The sequence below is a fragment of the Cellulophaga sp. RHA_52 genome, assembly GCF_007827205.1.
GTDB classification, from domain to species: Bacteria; Bacteroidota; Bacteroidia; order Flavobacteriales; family Flavobacteriaceae; genus Cellulophaga; species Cellulophaga lytica.
The window spans coordinates 1,202,404-1,228,056 of the sequence record NZ_VIRZ01000001.1 but is presented as its reverse complement, the minus strand read 5'-3'; the positions used below and the strand labels follow the sequence as shown (position 1 = coordinate 1,228,056).

The 25,653-nt window shown below is 32.6% G+C and carries 23 protein-coding genes; 7 read left to right on the top strand and 16 right to left on the bottom strand.

Features of this window, described 5'->3' with window-relative positions; translation table 11 throughout:
* Positions 1 to 6 precede the first annotated feature (6 nt).
* The gene (locus JM80_RS05350; RefSeq protein WP_144709402.1) at positions 7 to 1,110 is read left to right on the top strand and encodes an SDR family oxidoreductase; all 1,104 of its coding nucleotides are present in this window, start codon (positions 7 to 9) and stop codon (positions 1,108 to 1,110) included.
* Positions 1,111 to 1,190: 80 nt separating this feature from the next.
* Here the strand turns inward: JM80_RS05350 and JM80_RS05345 are convergent, their stop codons facing one another.
* From JM80_RS05345 to rplU, 5 genes are all read right to left on the bottom strand, one after another.
* A complete protein-coding gene (locus JM80_RS05345; RefSeq protein ID WP_144709401.1) occupies positions 1,191 to 2,210 on the bottom strand; it encodes a phytase in 1,020 nt (339 codons plus the stop codon).
* 10 nt (positions 2,211 to 2,220) lie between these two features.
* Entirely contained in the window at positions 2,221 to 5,079 is a 2,859-nt protein-coding gene (locus tag JM80_RS05340) for a TonB-dependent receptor (RefSeq protein ID WP_144709400.1), read from the bottom strand.
* 173 nt (positions 5,080 to 5,252) lie between these two features.
* A complete protein-coding gene (locus tag JM80_RS05335; RefSeq protein ID WP_144709399.1) occupies positions 5,253 to 6,833 on the bottom strand; it encodes a tetratricopeptide repeat protein in 1,581 nt (526 codons plus the stop codon).
* Positions 6,834 to 6,972: 139 nt separating this feature from the next.
* Entirely contained in the window at positions 6,973 to 7,233 is a 261-nt protein-coding gene (rpmA, locus tag JM80_RS05330) for a 50S ribosomal protein L27 (RefSeq protein WP_013620596.1), read from the bottom strand.
* 42 nt (positions 7,234 to 7,275) lie between these two features.
* On the bottom strand, positions 7,276 to 7,914 hold the full coding sequence (gene rplU, locus JM80_RS05325; RefSeq protein WP_013620597.1) for a 50S ribosomal protein L21: 639 nt from the start codon (positions 7,912 to 7,914) through the stop codon (positions 7,276 to 7,278).
* A 292-nt stretch (positions 7,915 to 8,206) separates the two neighbouring features.
* On the opposite strand from rplU, the gene JM80_RS05320 reads away from it, so the two are divergent.
* Together JM80_RS05320 and JM80_RS05315 are read left to right on the top strand one after the other, a co-directional pair.
* Positions 8,207 to 9,529 carry a pitrilysin family protein gene (locus JM80_RS05320; RefSeq protein ID WP_013620598.1) on the top strand — a complete coding sequence of 441 codons (1,323 nt, stop codon included), beginning with the start codon at positions 8,207 to 8,209 and terminating at the stop codon, positions 9,527 to 9,529.
* 4 nt (positions 9,530 to 9,533) lie between these two features.
* Positions 9,534 to 11,591 carry a pitrilysin family protein gene (locus tag JM80_RS05315; protein ID WP_144709398.1) on the top strand — a complete coding sequence of 686 codons (2,058 nt, stop codon included), beginning with the start codon at positions 9,534 to 9,536 and terminating at the stop codon, positions 11,589 to 11,591.
* A 112-nt stretch (positions 11,592 to 11,703) separates the two neighbouring features.
* Here JM80_RS05315 and JM80_RS05310 read toward each other — a convergent pair whose 3' ends face one another.
* On the bottom strand, positions 11,704 to 11,889 hold the full coding sequence (locus tag JM80_RS05310; protein WP_038505188.1) for a hypothetical protein: 186 nt from the start codon (positions 11,887 to 11,889) through the stop codon (positions 11,704 to 11,706).
* 198 nt (positions 11,890 to 12,087) lie between these two features.
* On the opposite strand from JM80_RS05310, the gene JM80_RS05305 reads away from it, so the two are divergent.
* Complete coding sequence (locus JM80_RS05305) at positions 12,088 to 12,477, top strand: heavy-metal-associated domain-containing protein (protein ID WP_042256676.1); 390 nt, start codon at positions 12,088 to 12,090, stop codon at positions 12,475 to 12,477.
* An 86-nt stretch (positions 12,478 to 12,563) separates the two neighbouring features.
* Here the strand turns inward: JM80_RS05305 and gldD are convergent, their stop codons facing one another.
* Genes gldD through mutY form a run of 4 tightly spaced genes read right to left on the bottom strand, consistent with a single transcriptional unit; the run spans position 12,564 to position 16,022 of the window.
* Positions 12,564 to 13,121 (bottom strand): gliding motility lipoprotein GldD, encoded by a 558-nt coding sequence (gldD, locus tag JM80_RS05300; protein WP_013620601.1) that lies wholly within the window; start codon positions 13,119 to 13,121, stop codon positions 12,564 to 12,566.
* The gene (gene gldE, locus JM80_RS05295) at positions 13,111 to 14,442 is read right to left on the bottom strand and encodes a gliding motility-associated protein GldE (protein ID WP_144709397.1); all 1,332 of its coding nucleotides are present in this window, start codon (positions 14,440 to 14,442) and stop codon (positions 13,111 to 13,113) included. Before gldE ends, gldD begins: the two co-directional genes overlap by 11 nt.
* A gap of 19 nt (positions 14,443 to 14,461) precedes the next feature.
* The gene (locus tag JM80_RS05290) at positions 14,462 to 14,962 is read right to left on the bottom strand and encodes a single-stranded DNA-binding protein (protein ID WP_144709396.1); all 501 of its coding nucleotides are present in this window, start codon (positions 14,960 to 14,962) and stop codon (positions 14,462 to 14,464) included.
* A gap of 34 nt (positions 14,963 to 14,996) precedes the next feature.
* Positions 14,997 to 16,022, bottom strand: a complete 1,026-nt coding sequence (gene mutY, locus JM80_RS05285; protein ID WP_034645940.1) for an A/G-specific adenine glycosylase — start codon at positions 16,020 to 16,022, stop codon at positions 14,997 to 14,999.
* 125 nt (positions 16,023 to 16,147) lie between these two features.
* Here mutY and JM80_RS05280 point away from each other — a divergent pair, with 125 nt between their 5' ends.
* The 3 genes from JM80_RS05280 to JM80_RS05270 all read left to right on the top strand — a co-directional run bounded on the left by JM80_RS05280 (position 16,148) and on the right by JM80_RS05270 (position 18,864).
* Positions 16,148 to 16,438 carry an HU family DNA-binding protein gene (locus JM80_RS05280; protein WP_013620605.1) on the top strand — a complete coding sequence of 97 codons (291 nt, stop codon included), beginning with the start codon at positions 16,148 to 16,150 and terminating at the stop codon, positions 16,436 to 16,438.
* Between the two features lie 271 nt (positions 16,439 to 16,709).
* Positions 16,710 to 18,260 (top strand): ribonuclease E/G, encoded by a 1,551-nt coding sequence (locus JM80_RS05275; protein ID WP_013620606.1) that lies wholly within the window; start codon positions 16,710 to 16,712, stop codon positions 18,258 to 18,260.
* Positions 18,261 to 18,384: 124 nt separating this feature from the next.
* A complete protein-coding gene (locus JM80_RS05270; RefSeq protein WP_034645942.1) occupies positions 18,385 to 18,864 on the top strand; it encodes a regulatory protein RecX in 480 nt (159 codons plus the stop codon).
* Positions 18,865 to 18,868: 4 nt separating this feature from the next.
* Here JM80_RS05270 and JM80_RS05265 read toward each other — a convergent pair whose 3' ends face one another.
* From JM80_RS05265 to bioA, 6 genes are all read right to left on the bottom strand, one after another.
* Positions 18,869 to 19,723 carry a cupin-like domain-containing protein gene (locus JM80_RS05265; RefSeq protein ID WP_144709395.1) on the bottom strand — a complete coding sequence of 285 codons (855 nt, stop codon included), beginning with the start codon at positions 19,721 to 19,723 and terminating at the stop codon, positions 18,869 to 18,871.
* Positions 19,724 to 19,870: 147 nt separating this feature from the next.
* Entirely contained in the window at positions 19,871 to 20,965 is a 1,095-nt protein-coding gene (gene bioB, locus JM80_RS05260) for a biotin synthase BioB (protein ID WP_013620609.1), read from the bottom strand.
* Positions 20,966 to 21,099: 134 nt separating this feature from the next.
* Positions 21,100 to 22,521 (bottom strand): flotillin family protein, encoded by a 1,422-nt coding sequence (locus tag JM80_RS05255; RefSeq protein ID WP_144709394.1) that lies wholly within the window; start codon positions 22,519 to 22,521, stop codon positions 21,100 to 21,102.
* Positions 22,522 to 22,525: 4 nt separating this feature from the next.
* A complete protein-coding gene (locus JM80_RS05250; RefSeq protein ID WP_075694649.1) occupies positions 22,526 to 23,104 on the bottom strand; it encodes a hypothetical protein in 579 nt (192 codons plus the stop codon).
* A gap of 61 nt (positions 23,105 to 23,165) precedes the next feature.
* On the bottom strand, positions 23,166 to 24,320 hold the full coding sequence (locus JM80_RS05245) for a beta-ketoacyl synthase N-terminal-like domain-containing protein (protein ID WP_144709393.1): 1,155 nt from the start codon (positions 24,318 to 24,320) through the stop codon (positions 23,166 to 23,168).
* Between the two features lie 2 nt (positions 24,321 to 24,322).
* Positions 24,323 to 25,588: an adenosylmethionine--8-amino-7-oxononanoate transaminase gene (gene bioA, locus JM80_RS05240; RefSeq protein WP_038505199.1), complete on the bottom strand. Its 1,266-nt coding sequence runs from the start codon at positions 25,586 to 25,588 to the stop codon at positions 24,323 to 24,325.
* Positions 25,589 to 25,653 lie beyond the last annotated feature (65 nt).

The window sequence follows — 25,653 nt, the reverse complement described above, 5'->3', positions numbered from 1 at the left end:
TTATAAATGAACATTATCTTAACAGGAGCAACGGGTACATTAGGCTCTAAAGTGCTGCACACTCTTTTTGAAACTAAATACAGCCAAATTAATACAGTGTATCTTTTGGTTCGTAAAAAAGGCTTAACTGCCCCACTTGAAAGAGTTATAAATATGCTAAAAAGCGAATATGCTCCGCAGTTTATAAAAGATAATTTAGATGCAATTACCTCTAAAACAAAGGTTATTAATGCTGATAATATTTTGGAGCCAAAATCTTTTTTAGAAACTAACAAGCAGTATTACTTTATACATTCTGCTGGCTATGTTAACTTATCTGTAGACCCTGTTAATAAAGATGAAATTTTTGAAGAAAATTTTAATTTCACCAAGTCTATTTACAATGCATATTTACCTTATTTAAAAAAGTTTATTTACATAAGCACTGCTTTTTCTATTGGTGATTTAGGCGGCATTATTGGCGATGATTATATAGAGATTGAAGGCGGAACTTACCGTAACTTTTATGAAGCATCTAAACACGCTTCTGAAAAGTTTTTAACTCAAAAGAGCAAGGAAAATAACATACCACTACAAATACTAAGACCTAGTGTACTAGGAGGTAATGCTATAGACAATCCAAGTTTTTTTATTTCTAAATATATGGTGTTTTACCTATTTGCAAAGTTCTTTTACAACACCCCATCAAAGGAGCATATAAGGATTACTGCAAATGCAGATAGTGGGTTAAACATTATACCAACAGATTATGCTGCCAAAGTTATTGTTAAGGTTTTTGATACCGATGTACAACAACTAAATATTGTACACAACAAAGCTACCAACATAACAAAAGGTATTTCTAAAATTTTAGATACGGTAGATTTTACCTCGTACAATATTACACAAGATATTATTACTAAAGCAGCAGGCTTCGAATCTAAATTAGAACAATTTTATTACGAGACTATTGGCGTGCACTTAAACCCGTACTTAACGTCTAAACCATATGAATGGGACACCTCTTTACTAGAAAGCATTTTACCTATACCTAAGTACGATTTAGAACAATATTTAGGCAACACAGTAGAGTTTGCAAAGCTTAAAAATTTTAGAAATCAGAAATGGTAGTATAACCACATTACAATAACAAAAGGGATAACATAAAATGTTATCCCTTTTTTGGTTTATTATAACAACGCATTACTTTTTTATAGCCCCAGTTTAGCTAAATCATAAAAATAAAAGTCCTTAGCATCGTTCATTGCAACAAACAATCCGTTTTTAAATACATTATTTAAAGGCACTGTTACAACCTCACAACCATCAGTTTCTGTTGTAGACAAGTTAACAGCTTTTACAAACTTATTTGTATCTCTAGAAAAAATATTAAACTGCCCCTTTTGCTGATCAGATACTATTATGTAACCCTTTCCTTTAGCTTGCTTTGCAATTGCAATACCTTCTATATCTGATAAAAACAACTCGCCTCCAAAACAGCTAATTTCTTTATCACCTTTTGTTGGCTCTGCATAATACTTGCGTATACCGTGTTGCTCATCAGAGTAATAAACATAACCCAGTTCACTATCTACAGCTATTGCTTCTATTTCCTTTTTCCCGCTAAAAACACCAAACTTACGTACCAAAGTAGACTGCACAACACCAGTTGTGTCTGTACTTAATTTATACTGATGTAAATAGCCATCTTTAGGGCCATTTTTACGGCCTACAATAGCATACAATGTATTATCTACAGAAGAGGTATACAAGCCTACACCCATTGGAAGTGTGTATTCTAAATTTTTTTCATTTTTAAAAACTGAAAATCCACCGTTATCCAAAGGCATCATATCTGGCACAGAAAACATCCTAATTTGTTGTTTTTCTCGTTCTGTAAAAACCAAAACATCTGTAAAGGTAGAATCGTTTATTTTAAAATTATAAGCCACATCTACATTGTTTGGTCTTTTTACTCCGGTAATACTTTTATTCTTAATTATTTTCCCATTTAAGTCAAAAGCATACACTCCGCCATCAGTTTCTTTATCTGTTCCAAAAACAATACTTTTTTCTGCATTTTTAAGGTTCACCCAAATAGCAGGGTCGTCTGTATCATTCTTAGTTTTTTCTGTGATAACATTTGGAGCTATTGCAGGCAAACTATTTTCTTTACACGCAAATGCAAGCACAACAACCATTACCCCTATATAGTTTATGTATTTATTCATTTTTAGGTATTTATTTTTTAAACAAATCATACTTTAAACCAAAAGTTAACCTTTGCCCATAGTACTCTACCTGTTGTGTTCTGTTTTTAACTCCTTGAAAATAACGTAATGGTTGATCTGTAATGTTATTTAAATCTGCATAAATACTTAAATTGCTATTTACTTTATATGTTGCATTAAAATCTAGAAAAAATTGTTTGTCATAATACCTATCTTCAAACTCATTACCGCCCAACTCATCAATATAACTATCTGAAAAATTAGAAGACAACCTTGCAGAAAAGCGTTTGGTATTATACGCCAAAGAAGCATTAAAAGTGTTAGGTGTTGTATTAGGCAAATCTACATTTTCTCGTTCATCACCATCTTCATTTATAATACCATCTGCAGAAGAAGATATGTAAGTATAATTTAAATAAACACTTAAATCTTTAGCAAAGCCAGGTAAAAAATCTAACTGACGCTGAAAAGCAAATTCTGCTCCAAAAATACTTGCCCCTTCACCGTTTAGTGGTTGGTAAACATCAAACCCACTTGTATCTGCTCCGTAAGTATCATCTATAGTTTCACCAACAAAAGTGTAAATAAAATTATCTATGTCTTTGTAAAAAACACCTCCAGAAAGCAACCCAACATTAGCAAAGTAATGTTCTGCCATTACATCAAAATTCATAGCTGTAGTTGCATCTAATTTAGGGTTACCAAGTACAATTGCCTCATCACCAGAAATAACATCTACAGACGGTACTAAATCTGCATAATTAGGTCTTGCCAAAGTATTTGTCCAGGCAAAACGCAGTATTGTAGCATTAGATATTGCATATTTAAAATGCACACCAGGCATAACATTTGTATATGAGCTTTCTTCTGTAATTTCTCCTTCTAAATTTTCTTCATCAGCAATTCGGTTTCCTGTTGCCGTAATTTTAGTACTCTCTAAACGAAGACCCACCAAAACATCTAATTTTTTAGATAATTTTTGATTTGTCATTACATAACCAGCAAATACATTTTCATCTACGTTATAATTTTCTCTTAAAAACTCATCTGGGACTAACTCACCATCTACTAAATTTAAATCTCCTAACCAATCTTGGCTTGTAAAAGATCCTATTTTGTATTTACTCCCTGCTAAAAAATCTGTATCAGACAAATTATTAGTTCTTGTAGTACTTAATGTAGGGTATGCATCTTCTAAATCAAACTCAAAAAAATTGTTATCTCTTAACTTTGTTTTTAAACGAGCTCTAGCTCCAAACTTTACAGCGCCATCTCCTTGTCCAAAGATATTTGAAGGCAATTGAAAATTAACAAATGCATTAAAATCTTCTTCTTTTGTAAATTGATTTTCTTCTGTAATTTCATCATATTCAAAATTATCAAGTGCTGCATCGTTTACATTTTCTGCAGTCATTATTGGGAATTTAGTATTAGAATTATCATTTAATACTGAATATTCTGTGGCATAAACCAAATACCTCTCATTTAACCTTTCTTCAGATGCTTTTGCAAAAGAAGTTAACCAATCTACTTTTAAATCTCCCCACAAATGCTTGCCACCAAGTGAATAGTTTTGCATGCGCTGATCCTCTAAACGTCTGTTTTTATTTCTACTGTTATTAATACCTCCTTTAGTTTCGCGTGCAACTTCTGCAGGAAAACGAGTAAGCATACCATTAGTTACTGTAAAGTCTTGAAGTTGTATATCTTCTGCATCTAAAATTTCTGAAGACAACCTAAATCTATTTTCTCTATCATCTCTCCAGTTGTAAATAGTTTTAAGAAACACAGTGTTATTAACATCAAACTTATAGTCCATATTAGCCGAAAAACTACGTCTTATACGCTGCACAAGATATTCTCTTTGCTGAAATTCTTTGGTGTAAGGATCAACATCTACTTGGTTTAAAATAGGTTCTCCTTCTACATCATCTACGCCTGTGTAATACTCAAACTCATCTGTCCAATCTGCTTCTACATTGTCCGAACCAAAATCGCTGTTATTATAAGATGCAGATAACATATAACCAAACTTACCATCTTTACCACGGTCACCAACCAAGAAAGAACCATTAATTATTGCTTTATCTGTAATAAAATTTAACCCCGATCCTGCAGTTGCAGATAACCTAAAACCTTGTGGAGATGTTCTAGTAATTAAATTTACAGAACCACCAAGTGCATCTGCATCCATATCTGGTGTAATTGCTTTACTTACTTCAATGGTTTGTATCATATCTGCAGGGATTAAATCCATTTGAACATTTCTATTATCTCCTTCTGCAGATGGAATACGACTACCATTTAATGTAACAGAGTTTAATTGTGGAGACAAGCCACGAATTATAATGTTACGTGCCTCACCTTGGTCAACCTGCATTGTAATACCAGAAATACGCTTTACAGCATCTCCTATATTTGCGTCAGGAAACTTCCCAATCTGATCTGTAGATACTACATTAGTAATGTTTAAATTATTTTTTTGTGTATTTAATGCTTTGGCCTGGCTACCTAAACCATAACCCATAACTTCTACACCATCTAACTCTACACTTTTTGGTTGTAAGTAGATAGAAACTGCTGTTGTATTATTAGCACTTACCGTAACACTTTGCTTGCTGTCTGCATAACCCAAATATGTAATTTTTAGCTCATAGGTGCCAACAGGAATGTCTACCAAAGAAAAGTGCCCGTCAAAATCTGTTACAGCTCCTTTTTTTAAAGACGTAATCATTACAGATGCACCAGGAACATAAATTCCGTTTTCATCAGAAATTGTTCCCGAAACATTTCCATTTTGTGCCATTGTAGCTGCGCTACACAGAGCAACAATTAGAAATAAAATCTTAGTTTTTAAATAGTTTTTCATTTTTATTTTAGTTGTTTATTTGTTCTCCAAAAATATGTTTATCAAACACATAGCACATTTTTTTAATGGAAACAAAAAGGCAACAAGACAAGAATAGTAAGGAAACAACAAGGCAACAATAAGAATTAATTTACATACCCATAACTCAAAAAAAATATTTGCACCTATACACACTAAAAAGTGGTTAAATAAGCACCTAATTCCTCTTTGGCATTAATAGGTAATTTTTTTCTTAATCTGTATCTAGACACTCGTACACTATCTGGTGTTAACCTTAATATTGATGCAATTTCTTTAGAAGATAAATTCAGCTTTAGCAAAATACAGAGCCTTAACTCTGCAGGAGATAATTTACAATGTGCAGCCGCACTAATTTTAGTTATAAAACTTGGGTGAATTTCTTTAAAAAACAACATAAACTCATCCCATTCTTTTTCTTGAGACAAATTAAAATCAATCTCTTTTATAAGTGTTTTTAACTTGCGCTTTAAATCTATATTAGAACGCTGAAGACTATTTTTTAATGTTAAAGATAAGTTAGACAGCATTTTATTTTTTTGAGACAAATGCAAACTATATCTAGATAAAGCAGCTGTTTTTATATAGACCTCTTTTTGCAATGTTTTCTCTTCTGCTTGCTTTTTATCTAATTTTGCTTTTAATAATTGCTGTTCATAATCTTGCTCTTTACGAGAGTGTCTTCTTTTTTTCTGAACATACATAAACCAAATTAAACTTAAAGCCAACACTGTTACAACCAGTATAACCAATATTATATTTTGCGCTCTATTTACCTTATTTACTTGCAACAAGTATGCTATTTGCGATTCCTTTTCTTTAGAATTGTAGATATGCTGTAGCGCACTAGCCTGATTTGTATTTTGCTGTTTACTATTTTTAGTATCTAGCACAACAAACAACTGTAAATAGCTATGGGCTTTTTTATAATCTCCCTGTAAATTATAATTTTTAGACAAGTCTTTATATGCGCTTGCAACATCTGCACTACTATTAGTTTTTATGGCAGACTTTAAGGATTTTTTTGTAAACTCTAATCCCTTAGTTAAATTATCTGTTTTTCTATAAACATCGCCTAAATTATTATATATGTTGGCTAGCCTAGCTTCCTTACTATTTTTTGCATAAGCTAATGCTTTTTCAAAAAAATATTTGGCAAGTTTGTAGTCTTCTAAATCCTCATAAATACTACCAATATTTTCATTTACAATAGCCAAACCGCTACTGTTATTTAGTTGCTTGTACAGTTTAAGACTCTTATTTTGATAATTTAAAGCCTCTGCATACTTATGTTGCTTTTCAAAACAACTACCTAAATTTGAGGTTGAAAAAGCAAGCGCTAAAGAATCTTTTAAAGTAGTTGCCTGTGTAATTGCTTTTGCAAAATAATCCTTAGCGTAATTGTAATTTTTAAGTTCTAAATGTAAAGCTCCTATTTGGTTTAAAACATTTACAACTAATGTATCTTTTTTACTTTGTAGCAATACCAGAGCTTCATTATTTTGATGTAAAGCTTCTGTATAAGCATTATTATTTTTACAAAATATAGCTAATTTGTAGTGTGCTAATGCTATACCATAACTGTTATTTGTTTCCTTGGCTTTTTTTAAACTTTTATTTAGTTCTTTAAAAGCACCTCCTAAACTATCTAACTTTACAAACTCCGCAGAAACAACTTGTGCTTTTACCTGACAAACAAAAAAGAATATAACAACAGAAGAAAAAAGAAGTTTCATAATAATTAAACAAACCAGAAAGGTATTTTTTCTAAATTTCTTAATTATTAATTGGTTGTTATTTTTATGTAAATAACAAAACACAAAAAGCCCTTCCTTGTAAAAGGAAGAGCTAATTATAGAATTTTAAGCTAGTTTCTTAAGCCTCAAAAGGCTCTACAGAAACAAAAGACTTACCGCCTGCTTTTTTCTGAAACTTTACAATACCATCTACTTTGGCGTGTAAAGTATGGTCTTTACCTGCATAAACATTATCTCCTGGATTATGTTTAGTACCACGCTGTCTTACAAGAATGTTTCCTGCAATAGCCGCTTGACCACCAAAAATTTTAACTCCTAAACGTTTCGATTCTGATTCTCTACCGTTTTTCGAACTACCAACACCTTTCTTATGTGCCATAATTTCTAGGTTTTATTTTGTTATACTTAAATGATAATGCAATTATGCTTTACCACCGTCTAATTCATCTTGCCATTTCTTTAACTCATCCCACTTACCTTCAGCAGCTAATTTAGCTTGTGCAGGCCATGTATCAGTTACGTGGTTACCACGAACGTCAGCGATGATTTCAGAAATTTTAGCAGCATCAGTTTTTGCTAATTCAGCAAAAGTTGATATTCCTGCCGCAGCTAATGTTTCTGCAATTTTAGGTCCAATTCCTTCAACCTTCTTTAAGTCGTCTGCTTTTGCAGCTTTCTTTGGTGCAGCTTTTTTAGCTTCTGCTTTTTTAGGAGCAGCTTCTTTTTTTGGAGCAGCTTTTTTTGCTCCAGAGGCTAAAATGTTTTCAATAACAATCTCCGTTAAATACTGACGGTGACCATTTTTCACTTTATACCCTTTACGTCTTTTCTTTTTAAAGACGATAACTTTGTCACCTTTAAGGTGCTTTACGACTTTTGCCTCAACAGCGGCTCCGTCTATAGCTGGGGCGCCAATAGTAATGTCCTTTCCATTCTCTAACAAAAGAACGTTATCAAAAGTTACCTTTTGACCTTCTTCTGTTTGTAAACGGTGAACATACACTTTTTGATCTTTTGCAACTTTAAATTGCTGCCCTGCTATCTCTACAATTGCATACATAGCTTGTGTATTAATTAATTATGTTTAATTTAATGAACTTGCCTACCTAAATAAGCGGATGCAAATATACTGCTAATTCCTTAACTTACAAGCTATTTTATAAAAAAAAGACAAGTTGATTTAACCCCTATATATTCACTATGTTTTTTAGCTGTTTTTAATTCTTAATTGAAGGCTTTAATATAATGTTTTGAGAGTATTTTCTTAATTATTTTATTTTTTTTAAGTAAAATCTGTAACAAATCAAGTAATTTTAGACTTATGAAATAACTAAATAAAAACACTATTAAAAATGAAAAGAAATTTATTCCTATCGGCAAGCCTATTTTGTGCCGCATTAACAATGCAAGCACAACAGGTTGCTTTTGAAGAATATGATCTTGATAACGGCATGCACGTTATTTTACATCAAGACAACACTGCCCCTATAGTAACAACATCTGTAATGTACCACGTAGGAGCTAAAGATGAAAACCCAGAAAAAACAGGATTTGCTCACTTTTTTGAACATTTACTTTTTGAAGGAACAAAAAACATTGAACGAGGTAAATGGTTTGAAATTGTTTCATCTAACGGAGGAACCAATAACGCCAATACAACACAAGACCGTACATACTACTACGAGGTTTTCCCTTCTAACAAATTAGAGTTAGGCCTATGGCTAGAGTCTGAAAGACTAATGCACCCAGTTATTAACCAAATAGGGGTAGATACACAAAAAGAAGTTGTACAAGAAGAAAAACGTATGCGTGTAGACAATTCTCCATACGGTAAATTCCGAGAGCAAATTGGCATAAACCTATTTAAAAACCACCCTTACAAATGGCAAACTATTGGATCTTTAGAGCACTTAGCCAACGCTACATTAGAAGATTTTAAAGATTTTAATAAAATTTACTACGTCCCTAACAATGCTGTTTTAGTAGTAGCAGGTGATTTTGAAGTTGCTAGTACTAAAAAAATGATTCAAGATTATTTTGGACCTATTCCAAGAGGTAAAGAAATAAAAAGGAATAAGTATACAGAGGAGCCTATTACAAAGACTATTAAGGCTACTTACAACGATCCAAACATACAAATTCCTGCAATCTTTACTGCATACAGAACTCCTGCTAACACAGAAAAAGATGCATATGTATTAGATATGATATCTACATACCTAACTAGCGGAAAAAGCTCTAAACTATACAAGAGCCTGGTAGATGACAAAAAAATGGCGTTACAAGTTTTTGCTTTTAACAATTCTCAAGAAGATTATGGCTCTTACATAATAGGTGCTCTACCTTTAGGAAAAACCTCTTTAAATGATTTAATTGTTGAGTTTGATAAAGAAATTGCAAAATTACAAACCGAATTAATTTCTGAGAAAGATTACCAAAAACTACAAAACAAGTTTGAAAATAACTTTGTTAACTCTAACAGCGGCGTAGAAGGTATTGCTAACTCTTTAGCAAGAAACTATATGTTATACGGCAACACAAATTTAATTAATACTGAAATAGAAATTTACAAAGCTATTACGAGAGAAGACATTAAAACTGTAGCCAACAAATACCTTAAGCCTAACCAACGCGTAGAATTAGAATATTTACCTGTTGCAAAACCTGAAAACTAAGAAAATGAAAAAAATATATTCTTTATTGGTTATAGCATTAATAGCTTTTAACCTACAAGCACAAGTAGACCGTAGTAAAATGCCAGAGGCTGGTCCACTACCAGAAATAAATTTATCTGAACCACAACGTTTTGAACTTAAAAACGGATTAAAAGTTTTAGTAGTTGAAAACCATAAATTACCAAGAGTATCTATACAATTAATTATAGACAACCCACCTGTTGCAGAAGGTAACAAAGCTGGTGTTAGTTCTTTTGTATCTAGCTTATTAGGTAACGGATCTACATCTATCTCTAAAGATGATTTTAATGAGGAGTTAGACTTTATGGGCGCAAGTATGGCTTTTGGATCTGAAAGTGCTTCTGCATTTGCATTATCTAAATATTTCCCTAGAATTGTAGAGTTACTAGCAGATGCTAGTATTAATCCAAACTTTACACAAGAAGAATTTGACAAGGAAAAAGAAAAGATTTTAACCGGCCTAAAAGCAGATGAAAAAAATGTATCTAATATTGCTAGTAAAGTACAAAGTACTTTAGCTTACGGACAAAAACACCCGTATGGAGAGCAAGTAACAGAAGAGACAATTAATAATATTTCTTTGCAAGATGTAAAGCAGTTTTATAACGACTATTTTGTACCCGCCAATGCATATATGGTTATAATTGGTGATGTAGAATACAAAGAGGTTAAAAAATTAGTAAAAGAAAACTTTGTTGCCTGGACAAAAGCAACTCCTCCTTCTTTTTCTTTAGCTACACCTAAAGATGTACAATACACACAAATTAATTTTATAGACGCGCCTAATGCTGTACAGTCTGAGATAGCTGTAGAAAACTTAGTAAATCTTAAAAAGAGTGATCCTGATTACCTTGCTGCCTTGATGGCAAACCGTATATTAGGTGGTGGCGGATCTGCAAGATTATTTTTAAATCTTAGAGAAGATAAAGCTTATACTTACGGATCTTACTCTAGTATTGGAAATGATAAAAATTCTGTATCTAGATTTAGAGCTTACGCAAGTGTACGTAATGCCGTTACTGATAGTGCTGTAGTACAAATTTTATCTGAAATTGATAAAATAGCGTCTATTCCAGTTTCTGAAAAAGAGTTAAGCGCAGCTAAAGCAGCTTACATAGGTAACTTTATTATGGCTTTAGAAAAACCTAGCACAATAGCCAACTATGCCCTTAACATAGAAACTGAAGGTCTAGACAAAGACTACTACAAAACTTATTTAGAGAAAGTTAACGCTATAACTATTGCAGATGTAGAGAACGCTGCTAAAAAATACTTTAAATCTTCTAACGCACGTATAGTTGTTACTGGTAAAGGAAGTGACGTTTTAGAAAACCTAGAAAAAGTTACTTTTAAAGGCCAATCTGTACCCGTTAAATATTATGATAGATATGGCAACGCTGTTGAAAAGCCTAAATATGATATTGCTATTCCTGAAGGTGTAGATGCAAACAAAGTATTAGCAGATTATGTAGCTGCAATTGGTGGTAAAGCCAAATTAGAAAGCGTTACATCTAGCTACATACAAGCTAAAGCAACAGTACAAGGACAAGATTTACTGCTAGAAATAAAAAAAACTACTAGCAACCAATTTATGCAAAATGTTAGCATGATGGGCAACTCCGTAAGCAAACAAGTATTAGATGGCGATAGTGGATTTATGATTGTTCAAGGTCGTAAAATGGATATGCAAGAAGCTCAACTGTCTGCCATTAAAGCAGAATCTGCTCCTTTTCCTGAACTTAATTTCTTAAATGGAGGCGGAACATTAACTGGCATAGAAGATTTTGACGGAACTAAAGCCTATGTAATTAAGTTTACCGACACCAAGTCTGCTGCTTACAATACCAAAACGGGATTAAAAATTGCAGATATTACAACAACCCCACAAGGTAGCGCTACTATTAGTTACACAGATTACAAAGAAGTTTCTGGAATACAATTTCCTTTTGTATGGAAACAAGCAATGGGACCACAAAAGTTTGACTTTAACGTAACTGAAATAAAAGTTAACGAAGGTGTTACTGCTGAAGATTTTAAGTAAGTAGTTTTAAATTAACGAAAGAACAAAAAAAAAAGCCTCCTGAAAATTTAATTTTTAGGGGGCTTTTATATTTTTTAACACGCCAGAATAGTAACACCTTCTGTAAACCTGACTAGTCTTCTTCTTTTTTATATTTAGACACTACCAAAAACCAATGTAAGTATGCAATAATCATATAACCTGTTATTATAAAATAAAATTGCCACTCCTCTATTATTTTAGCATATTTTAAATAACACAATATTAACATAGCTATAATCTCAAAATAGAGTAATATTTTGGATCTTGATTTTTTCATATAATAGATTTTTTTACTAAGAACTACATAAACATACAGGTATTCTTATTTAAAAACAAGAATAAACTTACTAATCATTCCTGTATGATTAAATTTAGGCAGCTTTTTTTATGATTTTATTTAGATTAACTACTTCAATTTTAAGAACTAAAAAATTAAAAATTAGTACTTTTGCAACCTACTATAACATCTATTAATATGAAACTTATAAAAAATATTAGCCTAGTTCTTGTTGGCTCTTTAACACTACTAGCTTCTTGCAAAGAAAACAAGCAAGAGCCAGAAGTTGTTACAGTTAACAATACGGTTGCTAAAGAACAAACAAAAGTATTTGCTGATAATGCTGAGTTTAGTAAAGCCGAATTTACTATTAAAGGAATGACATGCCAAATTGGATGCGCCGCTACAATTGAAAAAAAATTAGCTAAAATGGAAGGTGTAAAATCTGCCACTGTTTCTTTTGATAAAGAGTTGGCTATTGTAGAGTACGACACTAATTCTGTTTCTACAGAAGATTTAACTAAAACCGTAACATCTGCAGCTTCTGGAGATATTTACACTGTTGAAAATATGCACACAGCAGAATAAAAAAAATCCCATATAACAATATTAAAAAAGCCAATATCTATTAATAGATATTGGCTTTTTTAAATTTAGTATTTAACAAAAACAACCTAGTTTTTCCAACGCAGTGTTTCCATTATTTTCCTAATATCTTCTTGCAAATAAACGGCCGCAGGTAAAATAGAATCGTAATTAGGTTTCACAGAAAAATAAAGTGACCCCGTTAAAAAATGCTCTGTACTATCTGTTACATAAAACTGAGATTGTGATGCCGCATCTCCTTTTACATCATAAAACATACCGTAAACCTTAGCTTCTGAATTAACAAAAGGCTGCTCTAAAATATTATCTGCTTTAGCTGCATGCTCATAAGATAATTTTTGAGCATCAGACAACAACTGGTTTAAGTTGCCTTCTACAGGCTTATAACTTAAAAAAATTGCTGCGTTCATTTTTGGATACTCTATAGTAACCGCACTTTCATTTGTTTTTTTAACCCGAGCTAGTGCATTGTAATTAAACAAATATTTAGATGTACCAAAGTTTACTGCAGTACTGTCTGGATACTCTAAACGCAACATAGCCTTTGGCTTTGGCAAAACCTCTTCATTACAACTGGCCAGTAAAACACTAAAAACTATTACTAAAAAAATATATTTACGCATCATTAGGCAGCATTACTTTTATTTGTTTCAATCTTTTTTTATCTAAACTCTCTACCACAAATTGGTAATTTTTAAACAATACTTTTTCTCCTCTTTTAGGAAAACTTCCTGCTATTTCTAACACAAAGCCAGCTATTGTTTCAGATTCTCCTTTTTGCTCTTCAAAATCATCTTCATCTTCAGTGATACGTGCAACACGGTAAAACTCCTTTAATGTAGTTTTTCCATCAAACACAAAAGTTAAATCATCTATTTTAGAAAAAACCAAATCTTCATCATCAAACTCATCACTAATATCTCCTACAATTTCTTCAATAATATCTTCTAAAGTAACAATACCAGATGTACCACCATACTCATCTACAACAACTGCCAAATGGTTTTTCTTTTCTTGAAATTCCTTTAGCAAATCATCTAACTTTTTATTTTCTGGAACAAAATAAGGTTCTCTTAAAAGAGTAACCCAATTAAATGCTTTACGGTCTATATAAGGCAATAAATCTTTTACATAAAGTACGCCTTTTACATTGTCTACGTTTTCTTCATAAACAGGAATCCTAGAATATCCTTTTTGCTTTATTTCCTCTACAACCTCTAAAAATTTAAGCTCTGCATCTAAAGCAAAAATATCTATCCTTGGCCTCATTACTTGTTTTGTATCTGTATTACCAAAAGACACTATACCTTCTAATATTTTTTGTTCTTCTTTGGTTGTATCATCTTCAGAAGTCATTTCTAATGCCTGCGACAAATGATCTACACTTAAACTAGATTTTTGTTTCCCTAATTTATTGTGCAAATACAACGTTACAGAACGCATTGGCGAACTTAAAGGGGTAAAAATAATATCTAAAAAACGTAATGGAAATGCCATAAAATGTGCAAACTGCACTCTATTTCTATTAGCATAAACCTTTGGCATAATTTCCCCAAACATTAAAATTAGAAAAGTAGCCAAAACCACTTCTAGTAAAAACCTAACAGATATTAGGTCTAAAATTTTATAGGTAATACTTGAAAAAATAACATCTCCAATAGCACTAAATAAAAGCACTATTCCAATATTTATAGCATTATTTGCTATGAGTATAGTTGCTAATAATTTTTTAGGCTTGTGCAATAATTTAATTACAGATTCTCCTTTTGTGGTTTTTGCTTCACCTATAGTATTAATATCTGTTGCAGACAAGCCAAAAAACGCCACCTCTGCTCCAGAAATTAAGGCAGACAATAGCAATAGTACAATTAGCACCAACAACTTGGTTATTAAAGCGCCATCAAAAACAATTGCATTTAACAGTAAAATAAGGGGGTCAGGATCCAATAATTAAATTTTAGTTGTATTAAAAAGGTAAATCATCATCTTCTTCTGGCTCACTAGGAGCTGCGTTATTTTGTTGTGCAGCCACATTTTGTTGTTGTTGTTGTTGTTGTTGTGCTGCTTGCTGTTTTTGTTGCTGTTGTGCGGGCTGCGCTGGGTTATTCTGCGCATTATTCATACTTTCTTGTTTTGTAGACAAAAATGTAAAATCTTGCACGTGTACTTCTGTTGCATAACGTGTAGTACCATCTTCTGCCTGCCACTGTCTATTTTTAAGTCTACCCTCTACATATATTTTATCTCCTTTGCTTAAATATTTTTCGCAAATTTCTGCAGCTTTATTACGCACTACAACATTGTGCCAATCTGTATTTGTAACACGCTCACCTGTTTGTTTATTTGTGTAGGTTTCATTTGTTGCTATAGGAAATCTTCCTATACAATTTCCTCCTTCAAAATAGTGCATTTTTACTGCATCTCCTAAATGCCCAATTAGCATTACTTTGTTTAACGTACCACTCATAATTTTGTTATATTAAAATCAAAAATACAAAAATTTACAATGTTTTTATGTAGTCTGCTATTAAAACAGGTACAGGATATTTTTTAAGTTCAGAAAAAGCGATTCCGTCTTCCAAAATAGCATTTGTATGGAGTATCCAAAAATGAGTATATAAATGTTGATGCGATAATTTATGCACAATTGCATCCTTATTATATAAGGTAAAACTTTTAACCTCTACTTTTGGTAATACTTTAGCATAAAGCTCCTTTATATTGGTTTCATTAACCTCATCTTCCAACAAAGGAAACTCATATAAATTTTGCCAAATACCTTTACCTTTTCGTTGTTGCAACATTGTGTTACCAACAGCATCTACAACAACCAAATAATTAAAATTACGTTTTTTAATCTTTGTTTTTTTTAGCTTGATGGGCAATGTACTAACCAAGTTTTTTTCTAACGCCACACAGCTGCTACTTAAAGGACACGTATTGCAATTTGGCTTTTTAGGCGAACATTGCAATGCTCCAAACTCCATTATACCCTGGTTATAATCTCTAATATTAGAAGTATGCATTACTTCTGTAGCTAATTTTTTAAAGTATTTAATACCCTCTGTACTATTAATAGGTAAGTCTACACCATAATACCTTGCTAAAACCCTATACACATTACCATCTACAACAGCTTGTTGCTCATTAAAAGAAATAGATGCAATAGCACTTGCTGTGTAATCTCCTACTCCTTTAAGTTTTACCAACTCCTTATATGTATTAGGAAACTCTCCGTTTAAATTATTTACGATGTGTTTTGCGGTAAAATGAAGGTTTCTTGCCCTAGAATAATACCCTAAACCTTGCCATAATTTTAAAACTTTTTCTTCCGAAGCGTTTGCTAAATCAAAAATTGTAGGAAAATGTTTTTCAAAACTTAAATAATAAGACGTACCTTGAGCAACTCTTGTTTGTTGGAGCATAATTTCTGAAAGCCATATTTTATAAGGGTTTACAGTGTTTCTCCACGGTAAAGAGCGTTTATTTAGGGTGTACCAATCAAGAATTTTTTGGGAAAAAGTCATCAAATAAATAATAATAAACAAAAGTACAGGTTTATATACTTAAAATTAAGTCTATTAACGTAAAAGAATAAATTTAATTTATATATTTGCAACCCGAAAAAACAAGGACATAATATATACTGACAATGACGAAAGCAGATATCGTATCGAAAATCTCAGATAAACTGGGTATTGAAAAAGGAGATGTACAGGCTACTGTTGAAACTTTTATGGAAGAGGTTAAAACTTCATTAGAAAATGGAGATAATGTTTACCTAAGAGGTTTTGGTAGTTTTATTATTAAAACAAGAGCAGAAAAAACTGGTAGAAATATTTCTAAAAATACTACCATTAAAATACCAGCTCATAACATCCCTGCATTTAAGCCTGCAAAGGTTTTTGTTGAAGGTGTTAAGAGTAACGTACAAGTAAAATAAAATATAATATTAATTAAAAAGTAGATTTTATGCCTAGTGGTAAGAAAAGAAAAAGACATAAGGTAGCTACTCACAAGCGCAAGAAGCGTAGAAGAGCTAACCGACACAAGAAAAAGTAGTTGTTAACAACTACTTTTTCGTTTTAAAAACGTTCATTGACATAGAAATTCTAACGAAAGAATTTCAGCGGGTAATACTGCCCGCACAACTATTGTTTAATCCATTTAACACTCTTAATTTATTAAGTAGAGTTAAATAAAAATTGATTCAGGTGAATAAAGAATTAATCGTAAGATCTGGTTCTAACGCTGTCGATTTTGCCTTAACTAAGGACGGAAAACTAATAGAACTTCACAAAGAAGAAGACAATAATAATTTTTCTGTTGGCGATATATTTCTTGCCAAAATTAGAAAACCTGTTACTGGTCTTAACGCTGCATTTGTAGATGTTGGTTATGAAAAAGATGCATTTTTGCACTATCATGACTTGGGTCCGCAGTTATCTTCTATGCTGAAATTCGTAAAAGGAGCAAGCACAGGAAAATTAAAAGATTTTTCTTTAAAAGATTTTCCTTTTGAAAAAGATATTGATAAAGATGGTAGCATTAATGATGTTATAAAATCTAATCAATCCTTATTAGTACAAATTGTAAAAGAACCTATCTCTACCAAAGGACCAAGAATTAGCTCTGAGCTTTCATTAGCAGGGCGTTATGTGGTTATGGTGCCATTTTCTGATAGAGTTTCTGTTTCTCAAAAAATAGAAAGCAAAGAAGAAAAAGAGAGGTTAAAAAGACTTGTAAGAAGCATTAAACCAAAAGGGTTTGGCGTTATTATAAGAACCGTTGCCGAAGGCAAAAAAGTTGCAGAGCTAGACAAGGATCTAGAAAACTTACTGACCAAATGGACAGTAATGTGTAAAAAATTGTATAAAGCACCTCACCCATCTAAAGTACTAGTGGAGCTAAACAGAGCCTCATCTATACTTAGAGACGTATTTAACGACACCTTTACAGGAATACATGTTGACGATACAACGCTTTACAATGAAATAAAAGATTATGTGCAAGAAATTGCGCCAAAGAAAGAATCTATTGTAAAATTATATGAGTCTTCTGTACCTATTTTTGAAAAATTTGGGATAGAAAGACAAATTAAAACTTCATTTGGTAGAACAGCCTCTATGAGTAAAGGCGCCTATTTAATAATAGAACATACTGAAGCCCTACACGTTATAGATGTTAACAGTGGCAACAGATCTAACAAGGCAAAAAACCAAGAAGACACAGCATTAGAGGTAAATATGATTTCTGCTACAGAAATAGCCAGACAATTACGCTTACGTGATATGGGAGGTATTATTGTTGTAGATTTTATAGATATGGGTAAGCCAGATCACAGAAAAAAACTTTTTGATCATCTACGTGATGAAATGAAAGATGACAGAGCTAAACATAAAATTTTACCGCCAAGTAAATTTGGACTTATTCAAATAACAAGACAAAGAGTAAGACCAGAAAGAAACATTAAAACAATGGAGAAAAATCCTAGCGGCTTAAATGGCGCAGAGGTAGAAGCTCCTATAGTTTTAATAGACAAGATTAAATCCGATTTAGAAAAACTACTAAACGGCCCTGCAAAAGACAACGATGTTATTCTACACATACACCCGTTTATTGCAGCATATCTTACAAAAGGATTACAATCCATTCGTTTCAAGTGGTTTATGGAATACAAAAAATGGGTTAAAGTGCAACCTAGAGACGCATACACGTATCTAGAATATCGCTTTAAAAACAAAAAAGGTAAAACCATATATTAGAATATACCTTTACTTAAAAAACGGTTTATTATATAGATCTTTAAAAAACCAAAAGACCTATATAAAAAAGTAAAAAGCGACCTCAGCAATGGGGTCGCTTTTTTTGTTTACGTACATTTGCAATATGAGTTTACAACCCTCTTACACCATTAAAGAAGCCACCCATAAGCTAGAACAATATTGTGCTTACCAAGAACGCTGCCATAAGGAAGTTACCAAAAAACTAAAAGATATGGGAATGATTGCAGATGCTAGAGATCTAATAATTACTCATTTGATTAAAGAAAACTATTTAAATGAAGAACGTTTTGCTCAAAGTTTTGCTCGCGGAAAATTTAATATAAAAAAATGGGGTAAAAATAGAATTGTAAACGAACTTAAGTTTAGAGACATATCTATTTACAACATTAAAACAGCCTTAAAAGAAATAGATGAAGACCAATACATACAAACATTAAATGAGCTTGCCAGCAAAAGAGCTAATGAAGTTAAAGAAACTAACATATATAAAAAACGTAAAAAAATAGCAGATTACTTACTCTATAGAGGTTGGGAAAGTCATTTAGTGTATGAAAAAGTGCAAGAACTTACACCAAAAAAATAAATTATTACAACTGTTTATTGGTATTAGATATAGATTTTTTGTTTTTCCAATCTATCCACTTTTGTCCTTTTATTCTACGCATTACATTATCATAATTACGCATAATAAATACATTATATAAGGCTTTACTTAAATTTTTAGGGTTACGCGCTATTGCACGTAAACTCATAGAAAAACCCGGAGTAAGATACTTCATATAATGCCAATACCCTTCTGGCATATACAACACTTCTCCGTGCTGCAAAGTTGTTTTATACCCTTTAGCTTGCTTTAAAGCAGGCCATTTGCTGTAGTCTGGGTTAGAAAAATCTATGCTTTCATTTGTAATTAAAGAATGTGGTACTTTATATAGATATTTGTTTTGAGATTGGTTAAAAAGAATAATTTGTTTATCCCCTTCAAAATGAAAATGAAAAATATTAGCCAAATCAATATCATAATGCATAAATGTATGTGAGTCTTTACCACCAAAAAATAACATAGGAAGACTTTTCATTAGTCGCAACCCAAAATCTGGATATGTAAAATCTCTTTGCAACTGTGGTACTTCTTTTAAAATATTCCATAAAAATATTCTAAATTTAGTAGGCTCTTTTTTAAGCAAATCTATATAATCTGCCATTTTCATTTTAGCGTGCGGCTCATTAAAACCATCTTTATAATCTACAGGTCTGTCATCATACAAAGGCACTATTTTATCGCCTGCCACAGACTTCATATACTCCAAATTCCATTTAGAATAAGCAGGCCACTCTTCTATAAAACGCTCAATAATAACAGGTTTTTGAGGCTTTAAAAAGTGCTTTAAAAAGTCTTCTTTGGTAATATTTTTTACCCTTGGAATATCTTGTAAGTGCAAATTTGGATAAATTAAACAGTCGGTAAAAATAAAAAATACGATTTAAATAACTCTTAAAATTACTTAAAAAGCTATATTAATTAATAAACCGCTATCTAATTACAAATTAAATAGCGGCTGTATAAAAGAGTTACTTATTGCAACTTATTACTTAGAAAGCTTTGCTTTTTCTTTAGCAGCTTCATTACGTTCTATCTTATGACCTGGTCTAGTCCATTTTGGCTTTTCACCTAAATTTTGATACTCAGAATCCTGAGCCTCTACTGTTTTTGGTTGAGAAACTTTAGTAAATGGTTTTTGTGGATTTAAGCCTAACATTTTAAACATTTCCATATCCTCGTTTACATCTGGATTAGGAGTAGTTAATAATTTATCTCCAGCAAAAATTGAATTTGCTCCAGCAAAGAAACACATTGCTTGTCCTTCTCTACTCATTTGTGTACGACCTGCAGATAACCTTACTTGAGTATTTGGCATAACAATACGCGTAGTTGCTACCATACGCACCATATCCCAGATAGATACCGGCTCTATATCCTCCATTGGCGTACCCTCTACTGCTACTAATGCGTTAATTGGTACTGATTCTGGTTGTGGACTTAAAGTAGATAGTGCAACTAGCATACCTGCTCTGTCTTCTAAAGCCTCTCCCATACCTATAATACCTCCACTACACACAGTAACGTTAGTTTTACGTACATTTTCAATAGTATCTAATCTATCTTCAAAAGCACGAGTAGAAATTACATCTTTATAGTAATCTTCTGAGGTATCTAAGTTATGGTTATATGCATACAAACCAGCTTCTGCTAGTCTTTGTGCTTGATTTTCTGTAATCATACCAAGTGTACAACAAACCTCCATATCTAGTTTGTTTATAGTACGCACCATTTCTAGTACTTGGTCAAATTCTGGACCGTCTTTAACATTACGCCAAGCTGCCCCCATACAAACTCTAGAACTTCCAGAAGATTTTGCACGTAAAGCTTGTGCTTTTACTTGTTGTACCGACATTAAATCATTGCCTTCAACATCTGTATGATACCTAGCCGCTTGTGGACAATATCCACAATCTTCAGGACAACCACCTGTTTTTATAGATAACAAAGTAGATACTTGTACAGTGTTAGGATCATGTTCTTGTCTATGAATTGTAGCTGCTTCGTAAAGCAAATCCATTAACGGTTTATTATATATATCTAAAATTTCTTGCTTGCTCCAGTTGTGTCTTACTTCGCTCATACGATTATTTTAAATCAGTTGTCAAAAATAGCCTATTTACCAATTAAATCCCAATAAAGGTTTTTTAAATAAAAAAATGAACCAAAAGATATACTCTAATGGTTCATTTTTATTCAATTTATTTAAAAATTTAACTATTTACTGTCGTCCTTATCAGAAGATTCTTCCTTAACATCAACAGTCTCTACATCCTTACCTTTTAAATATTCTGGTAACTGCATACCAGCCATATTAAACATTTCTTGTAGTGGTGGTACAGATTTGTACATACCAGAAATAAAGTTAGCAGTAGAACCTTTACCATCTGCTGTTTTTGTTCCAGAATCCCAAACGGTAACCTTATCAATTTTAATATTTTTAATAGCTTCGGCCTGTGTTTTAACCAATTCTGGTAATTTATCTGCCACTAATAAAAGTACAGCATCTTTAGGGTTATCGCCAGCTGCTTTTACAATTTCATCTAAACCTTGTGCTTGCTTAGTTAAAACCTCTAAAATACCTTGTGCTTCTGCTTGTGCTTTAAATAAGATTGCATCTGCTTCACCTTTTGCTAAACGTCTTGTACGCTCTGCATCTGCTTCTGCATCTATCTCTACTTTTTTCTTATCTATTTCTGCAGGTACAACTATATCTGCCATTTGCGAGCTACGTACACGTTCTGCTCTTGCAAGTTCAGCATCTTTTTCTGCTGCGTAAGATTCCTCTAATGCTTTTGCAGATTGTACTTTTTCTGATGCAATTGCAGTACGTTCTGCTTCCGCTTCTCTTTGACGACGTAAAGAATCTGAATTTGCAACATTAATTTTTGCAATGTTTTCACCTTCTACAGCTTGTGCATTTGCTGCTGCCACCTGCGTACGCTCATCTTGTAAAGCATTAGCCTCGCCAATAGAACCATCTCTTGTTTTTTCTGCAACAGATTTACGTGCTGCGTTAATTGCGTGTGCAGCTGCCTCTTTACCTAAAGCTTCAATATATCCAGACTCATCAACAATATCTGTAATATTTACGTTAATAAGCTTTAGACCTACTTTCTTTAACTCTGTTTCTACACTCTGAGATATGTTAGTTAAAAACTTATCTCTATCATTATTAATTTCTTCTATATCCATAGAAGCAACTACTAAACGTAATTGACCAAAAATAATTTCCTGAGCTAAATCTTGAATTTGACTTTGACCTAACCCTAATAAACGCTCGGCTGCATTTTGCATAACTCCAGGCTCTGTAGATATACCAATTGTAAATCTAGATGGTACATTTACACGTATATTTTGCTTACTTAATGCATTTACTAGATTAACCTCTATAGAAATAGGTGTTAAATCTAAAAATTCATAATCTTGTACAACTGGCACAATAAAAGCCGCTCCACCGTGTATACATTTGGCTGAATTTCCGCCGCCGACTTTACCGTATACAACTAAAATCCTGTCTGAAGGACATCGTTTGTATCTACGTATAAACGAGATTATAATTATAAAAAGGAATAAAATGGCTACTGCAGTACCAATTAAACTGGCATTACCGCCCAACTGTAGGGGTACTAAAATCATATGGTTATTTATTTAATAATTTAACAATTAAAATTCCGTTATCTGTAATGTCTTCTACTTTAACAACATTACCCTGTGTAAGATTCACAGTTTCATCTGTAAGTGCTTCTAGCTCACGCAAAGATCCTTGCACTGTTATACTTACTTTACCCATAAAGCTTCTGTTTGCCCCTATAGTTAGGTACACTTCACCAACTTGACCTAAAGCATTTTTTAAGCGTAGTGTTCCGCTACTTTGCAATTTACTTAGGTAATAAAATAATGCAGCCATAGACAGCATCATTAACAAACCACAAATAACAGAAATTAATATAGTTAGTACATTAGAAAAGCCTGCTTCTATACAAGCAATGCCTGTCCATCCAAAAATGGCAAAAAATCCTGATAAGTTTTTAATAGATAAAAATTGAAATCCAATTCCAGAATCACCTTCTACTTCTGCATCTACATCACCGTCTACACCATCTACATCACCACCAATTAAGGTTAGCAACAAAAAAACAATCATTACCACAGAGCCAATTAAGGCAATACTCCAGTACACTTTTGGAAACAACTCTAAGCTTGCATACCATTCTCCCATAAATATAAATTTAGTTTGGTTTGTGAAAGATAGTAAAATACAACTTAGCTAATGACTAGTTTTAAAAAGTTTTTTGCAATAAAATACTTACAGCGTTACCACCAAAGCCAACAGCATTTATTAGCACCTTTTTTATGCTCTTTGGAATTTCTGTATAATCTACAAAAGGAACTTTTATAAATTCTTGTTTTTGTAACATTGCTATTGCTAGCTCTATACTTAACATCCCTGAAGCGCCAAAAGAATGACCTATCTTCCACTTATTTGTAGTTAATGCTGGTGTTTTGTTACAAAAAATTTTCTTTATTGCTTCAATTTCTGATAAATCTCCTTTAATTGTACCTGGTGCATGCATTACAATAACATCTACGTCATCTGGGTCTACTCCTTCTAAAGCCATTTTCATAGAACGTTGAAAACATACTGCGTCAGAAGAAATAGAAATATTATGTTTTAAAACTTCTGTAGCGTAACCAACACCTATAATTTCTGCCAGGGCATTTTTTTTATTTCCGTTTTCTATACCAATTACCGCGGCACCTTCTCCCAAAACCATAGTATTTTGGTCTTTTGCCAGATCAAAAGCTTTACACGGATACGTATCTGCGCCTCTTGCGTAAATTTTTAAAGCTTTCATTTGCGCAATGGTAAAGGGTGTTAAAGGAGCCTCACTACCACCTACTAAAAATTTATTTGCCATTCCGCTTTTTACCCAAGCAACACCATTTAACAAAGAATGTAATGCCGTAGAACAAGTAATAGAGTGCGATATTTCTGGGCCTTGCGTTTGTAAATCATGGGCTACCCAAGAAGAGATATTACCCAATGTTGTTGTTGGTGATGATAAAGTTGATGCTTTATCTTTTTCTAAAAACTCTCTATGATATTTTTCAAACAGAGCTGTTGCACCACGAGACGAACCAAAATTTACACCAAAATTATCTTTAGATGTCCAGCCAGCTTGCTCTAACGCTTTACGTGACGCGTACATAGCAAACAAAACAGTATCATCTAAACTTTTATATTTTAAGTCCGAGTTTTTCAAAGCTTCAATTTCTTGTTTAGCTTCATCACTTAAAGCTGCAACCCAACTTTTTTGATTTCCTATATTTTTTTCTTGCAGTAAATGTGCATCGTTTTTATAACTCTCCCAAACCTCACTTAAGGAAGTTCCTAAAGGAGAAATAGATGCTAGTGCCGTAATGTAAATACTCATACTTAAACTATTTCTAGTGCTTCTTTAATTGAGTTATATATTTTTTGAAGTTGCTCATCTGTAGTTACAAAAGGCGCCAAAATATAAATGGTATTTCCTAACGGACGTAAAAACACTCCAGAATCCATAAAATGCTTAAATAATTTATCTCTTAAATTACCATAGCGCTCCATTTTTATATTAAGATCTAATGCATAAATAACTCCCAATTGCCTTGTAGCACCAACTTTAGGGTGGTTTTTAACCTCCTCATTAAATTGCTTGTGAGAGGCTGTAATTCTGGCAATATTATCTTGCATTTCTGTAGATTGAAGCAACTCTAAACCTGCTAACGCAGCTGCACAAGCCAAAGGATTTGCAGTATATGTATGTCCATGAAATAATCCTTTAGAAATATCGTCATCATAAAAAGCATCATAAACTTGCTGCGTACAGCTAGTAACTGCCATTGGTAGTAAACCTGCTGTTAACGCCTTTGACATACATATAACATCTGGTTTAACATCTATATAATCTGACGCAAAATACTTACCTGTTTTACCAAAACTAGTCATTACTTCATCTGCAACCAAAAGTACATTGTGCTTTTTTAAGGTCTGTAGAATTTTATTTAAACCTTCTGCATTATGCATTTTCATTGCTGCAGCTCCTTGCACTAAAGGCTCATAAACAAAACCCGCAATAGCTTTAGTATTAACCAACTCTTCAATCTGAGATAAAATAGCTTCTACATTATCTTCTGTAGGTACAGGAATACGTTCTACATCAATAAAAAAATCTTCAAAAGGACCATTATAAACAGATAAACTAGACACAGACATTGCGCCAAAAGTATCTCCGTGGAATCCGTCTTCAAAAGCCAACATAACATTACGCTTTTCTCCATTATTAAAATGATACTGCAATGCCATTTTAATTCCTATTTCTGTAGAAGTAGAACCGTTGTCTGAGAAAAACAATTTTTCCTGATTATTAGGCAGTATTTTTATCAATTCTTCAGACAGCTCTATAGCTGGCTTATGCGTAAAACCACTAAATACAACCTGGTCTAACTGTTGCATTTGAGCACCAACTTTTTCTAAAATATAGTCATTACAATGCCCGTACACAGAAGTATACCATGAAGATATTCCATCTATATAATCATTTCCTTTATCATCTGTTAACACTGCCCCTTTTGCTTTTACAATAGGCAACATTGTATTGTGTAATTTATGTTGCGTTAACGGGTGCCACAAGTGTTTTTTATCTCTTTCTGTAAGGTTCATAAGCTGTATGCCATCCTAATAGTGTTAGGACTTATGCATTTATTTTATTAGTAGATATCTATACC

Excerpts from the sequence above, each read along its gene's own strand:
- JM80_RS05335 (WP_144709399.1), bottom strand. The coding sequence starts at position 6,833 with ATGAAACTTCTTTTTTCTTCTGTTGTTATATTCTTTTTTGTTTGTCAG.
- JM80_RS05270 (WP_034645942.1), top strand. The coding sequence starts at position 18,385 with ATGAGTTTACAACCCTCTTACACCATTAAAGAAGCCACCCATAAGCTA.
- JM80_RS05320 (WP_013620598.1), top strand. The coding sequence starts at position 8,207 with ATGAAAAGAAATTTATTCCTATCGGCAAGCCTATTTTGTGCCGCATTA.
- JM80_RS05340 (WP_144709400.1), bottom strand. The coding sequence starts at position 5,079 with ATGAAAAACTATTTAAAAACTAAGATTTTATTTCTAATTGTTGCTCTG.
- JM80_RS05305 (WP_042256676.1), top strand. The coding sequence starts at position 12,088 with ATGAAACTTATAAAAAATATTAGCCTAGTTCTTGTTGGCTCTTTAACA.
- JM80_RS05280 (WP_013620605.1), top strand. The coding sequence starts at position 16,148 with ATGACGAAAGCAGATATCGTATCGAAAATCTCAGATAAACTGGGTATT.
- JM80_RS05315 (WP_144709398.1), top strand. The coding sequence starts at position 9,534 with ATGAAAAAAATATATTCTTTATTGGTTATAGCATTAATAGCTTTTAAC.
- JM80_RS05290 (WP_144709396.1), bottom strand. The coding sequence starts at position 14,962 with ATGAGTGGTACGTTAAACAAAGTAATGCTAATTGGGCATTTAGGAGAT.
- JM80_RS05310 (WP_038505188.1), bottom strand. The coding sequence starts at position 11,889 with ATGAAAAAATCAAGATCCAAAATATTACTCTATTTTGAGATTATAGCT.
- JM80_RS05245 (WP_144709393.1), bottom strand. The coding sequence starts at position 24,320 with ATGAGTATTTACATTACGGCACTAGCATCTATTTCTCCTTTAGGAACT.
- JM80_RS05250 (WP_075694649.1), bottom strand. The coding sequence starts at position 23,104 with ATGGGAGAATGGTATGCAAGCTTAGAGTTGTTTCCAAAAGTGTACTGG.
- JM80_RS05255 (WP_144709394.1), bottom strand. The coding sequence starts at position 22,521 with ATGATTTTAGTACCCCTACAGTTGGGCGGTAATGCCAGTTTAATTGGT.
- rpmA (WP_013620596.1), bottom strand. The coding sequence starts at position 7,233 with ATGGCACATAAGAAAGGTGTTGGTAGTTCGAAAAACGGTAGAGAATCA.
- gldD (WP_013620601.1), bottom strand. The coding sequence starts at position 13,121 with ATGATGCGTAAATATATTTTTTTAGTAATAGTTTTTAGTGTTTTACTG.
- JM80_RS05345 (WP_144709401.1), bottom strand. The coding sequence starts at position 2,210 with ATGAATAAATACATAAACTATATAGGGGTAATGGTTGTTGTGCTTGCA.
- mutY (WP_034645940.1), bottom strand. The coding sequence starts at position 16,022 with ATGACTTTTTCCCAAAAAATTCTTGATTGGTACACCCTAAATAAACGC.
- JM80_RS05350 (WP_144709402.1), top strand. The coding sequence starts at position 7 with ATGAACATTATCTTAACAGGAGCAACGGGTACATTAGGCTCTAAAGTG.
- bioB (WP_013620609.1), bottom strand. The coding sequence starts at position 20,965 with ATGAGCGAAGTAAGACACAACTGGAGCAAGCAAGAAATTTTAGATATA.
- rplU (WP_013620597.1), bottom strand. The coding sequence starts at position 7,914 with ATGTATGCAATTGTAGAGATAGCAGGGCAGCAATTTAAAGTTGCAAAA.
- bioA (WP_038505199.1), bottom strand. The coding sequence starts at position 25,588 with ATGAACCTTACAGAAAGAGATAAAAAACACTTGTGGCACCCGTTAACG.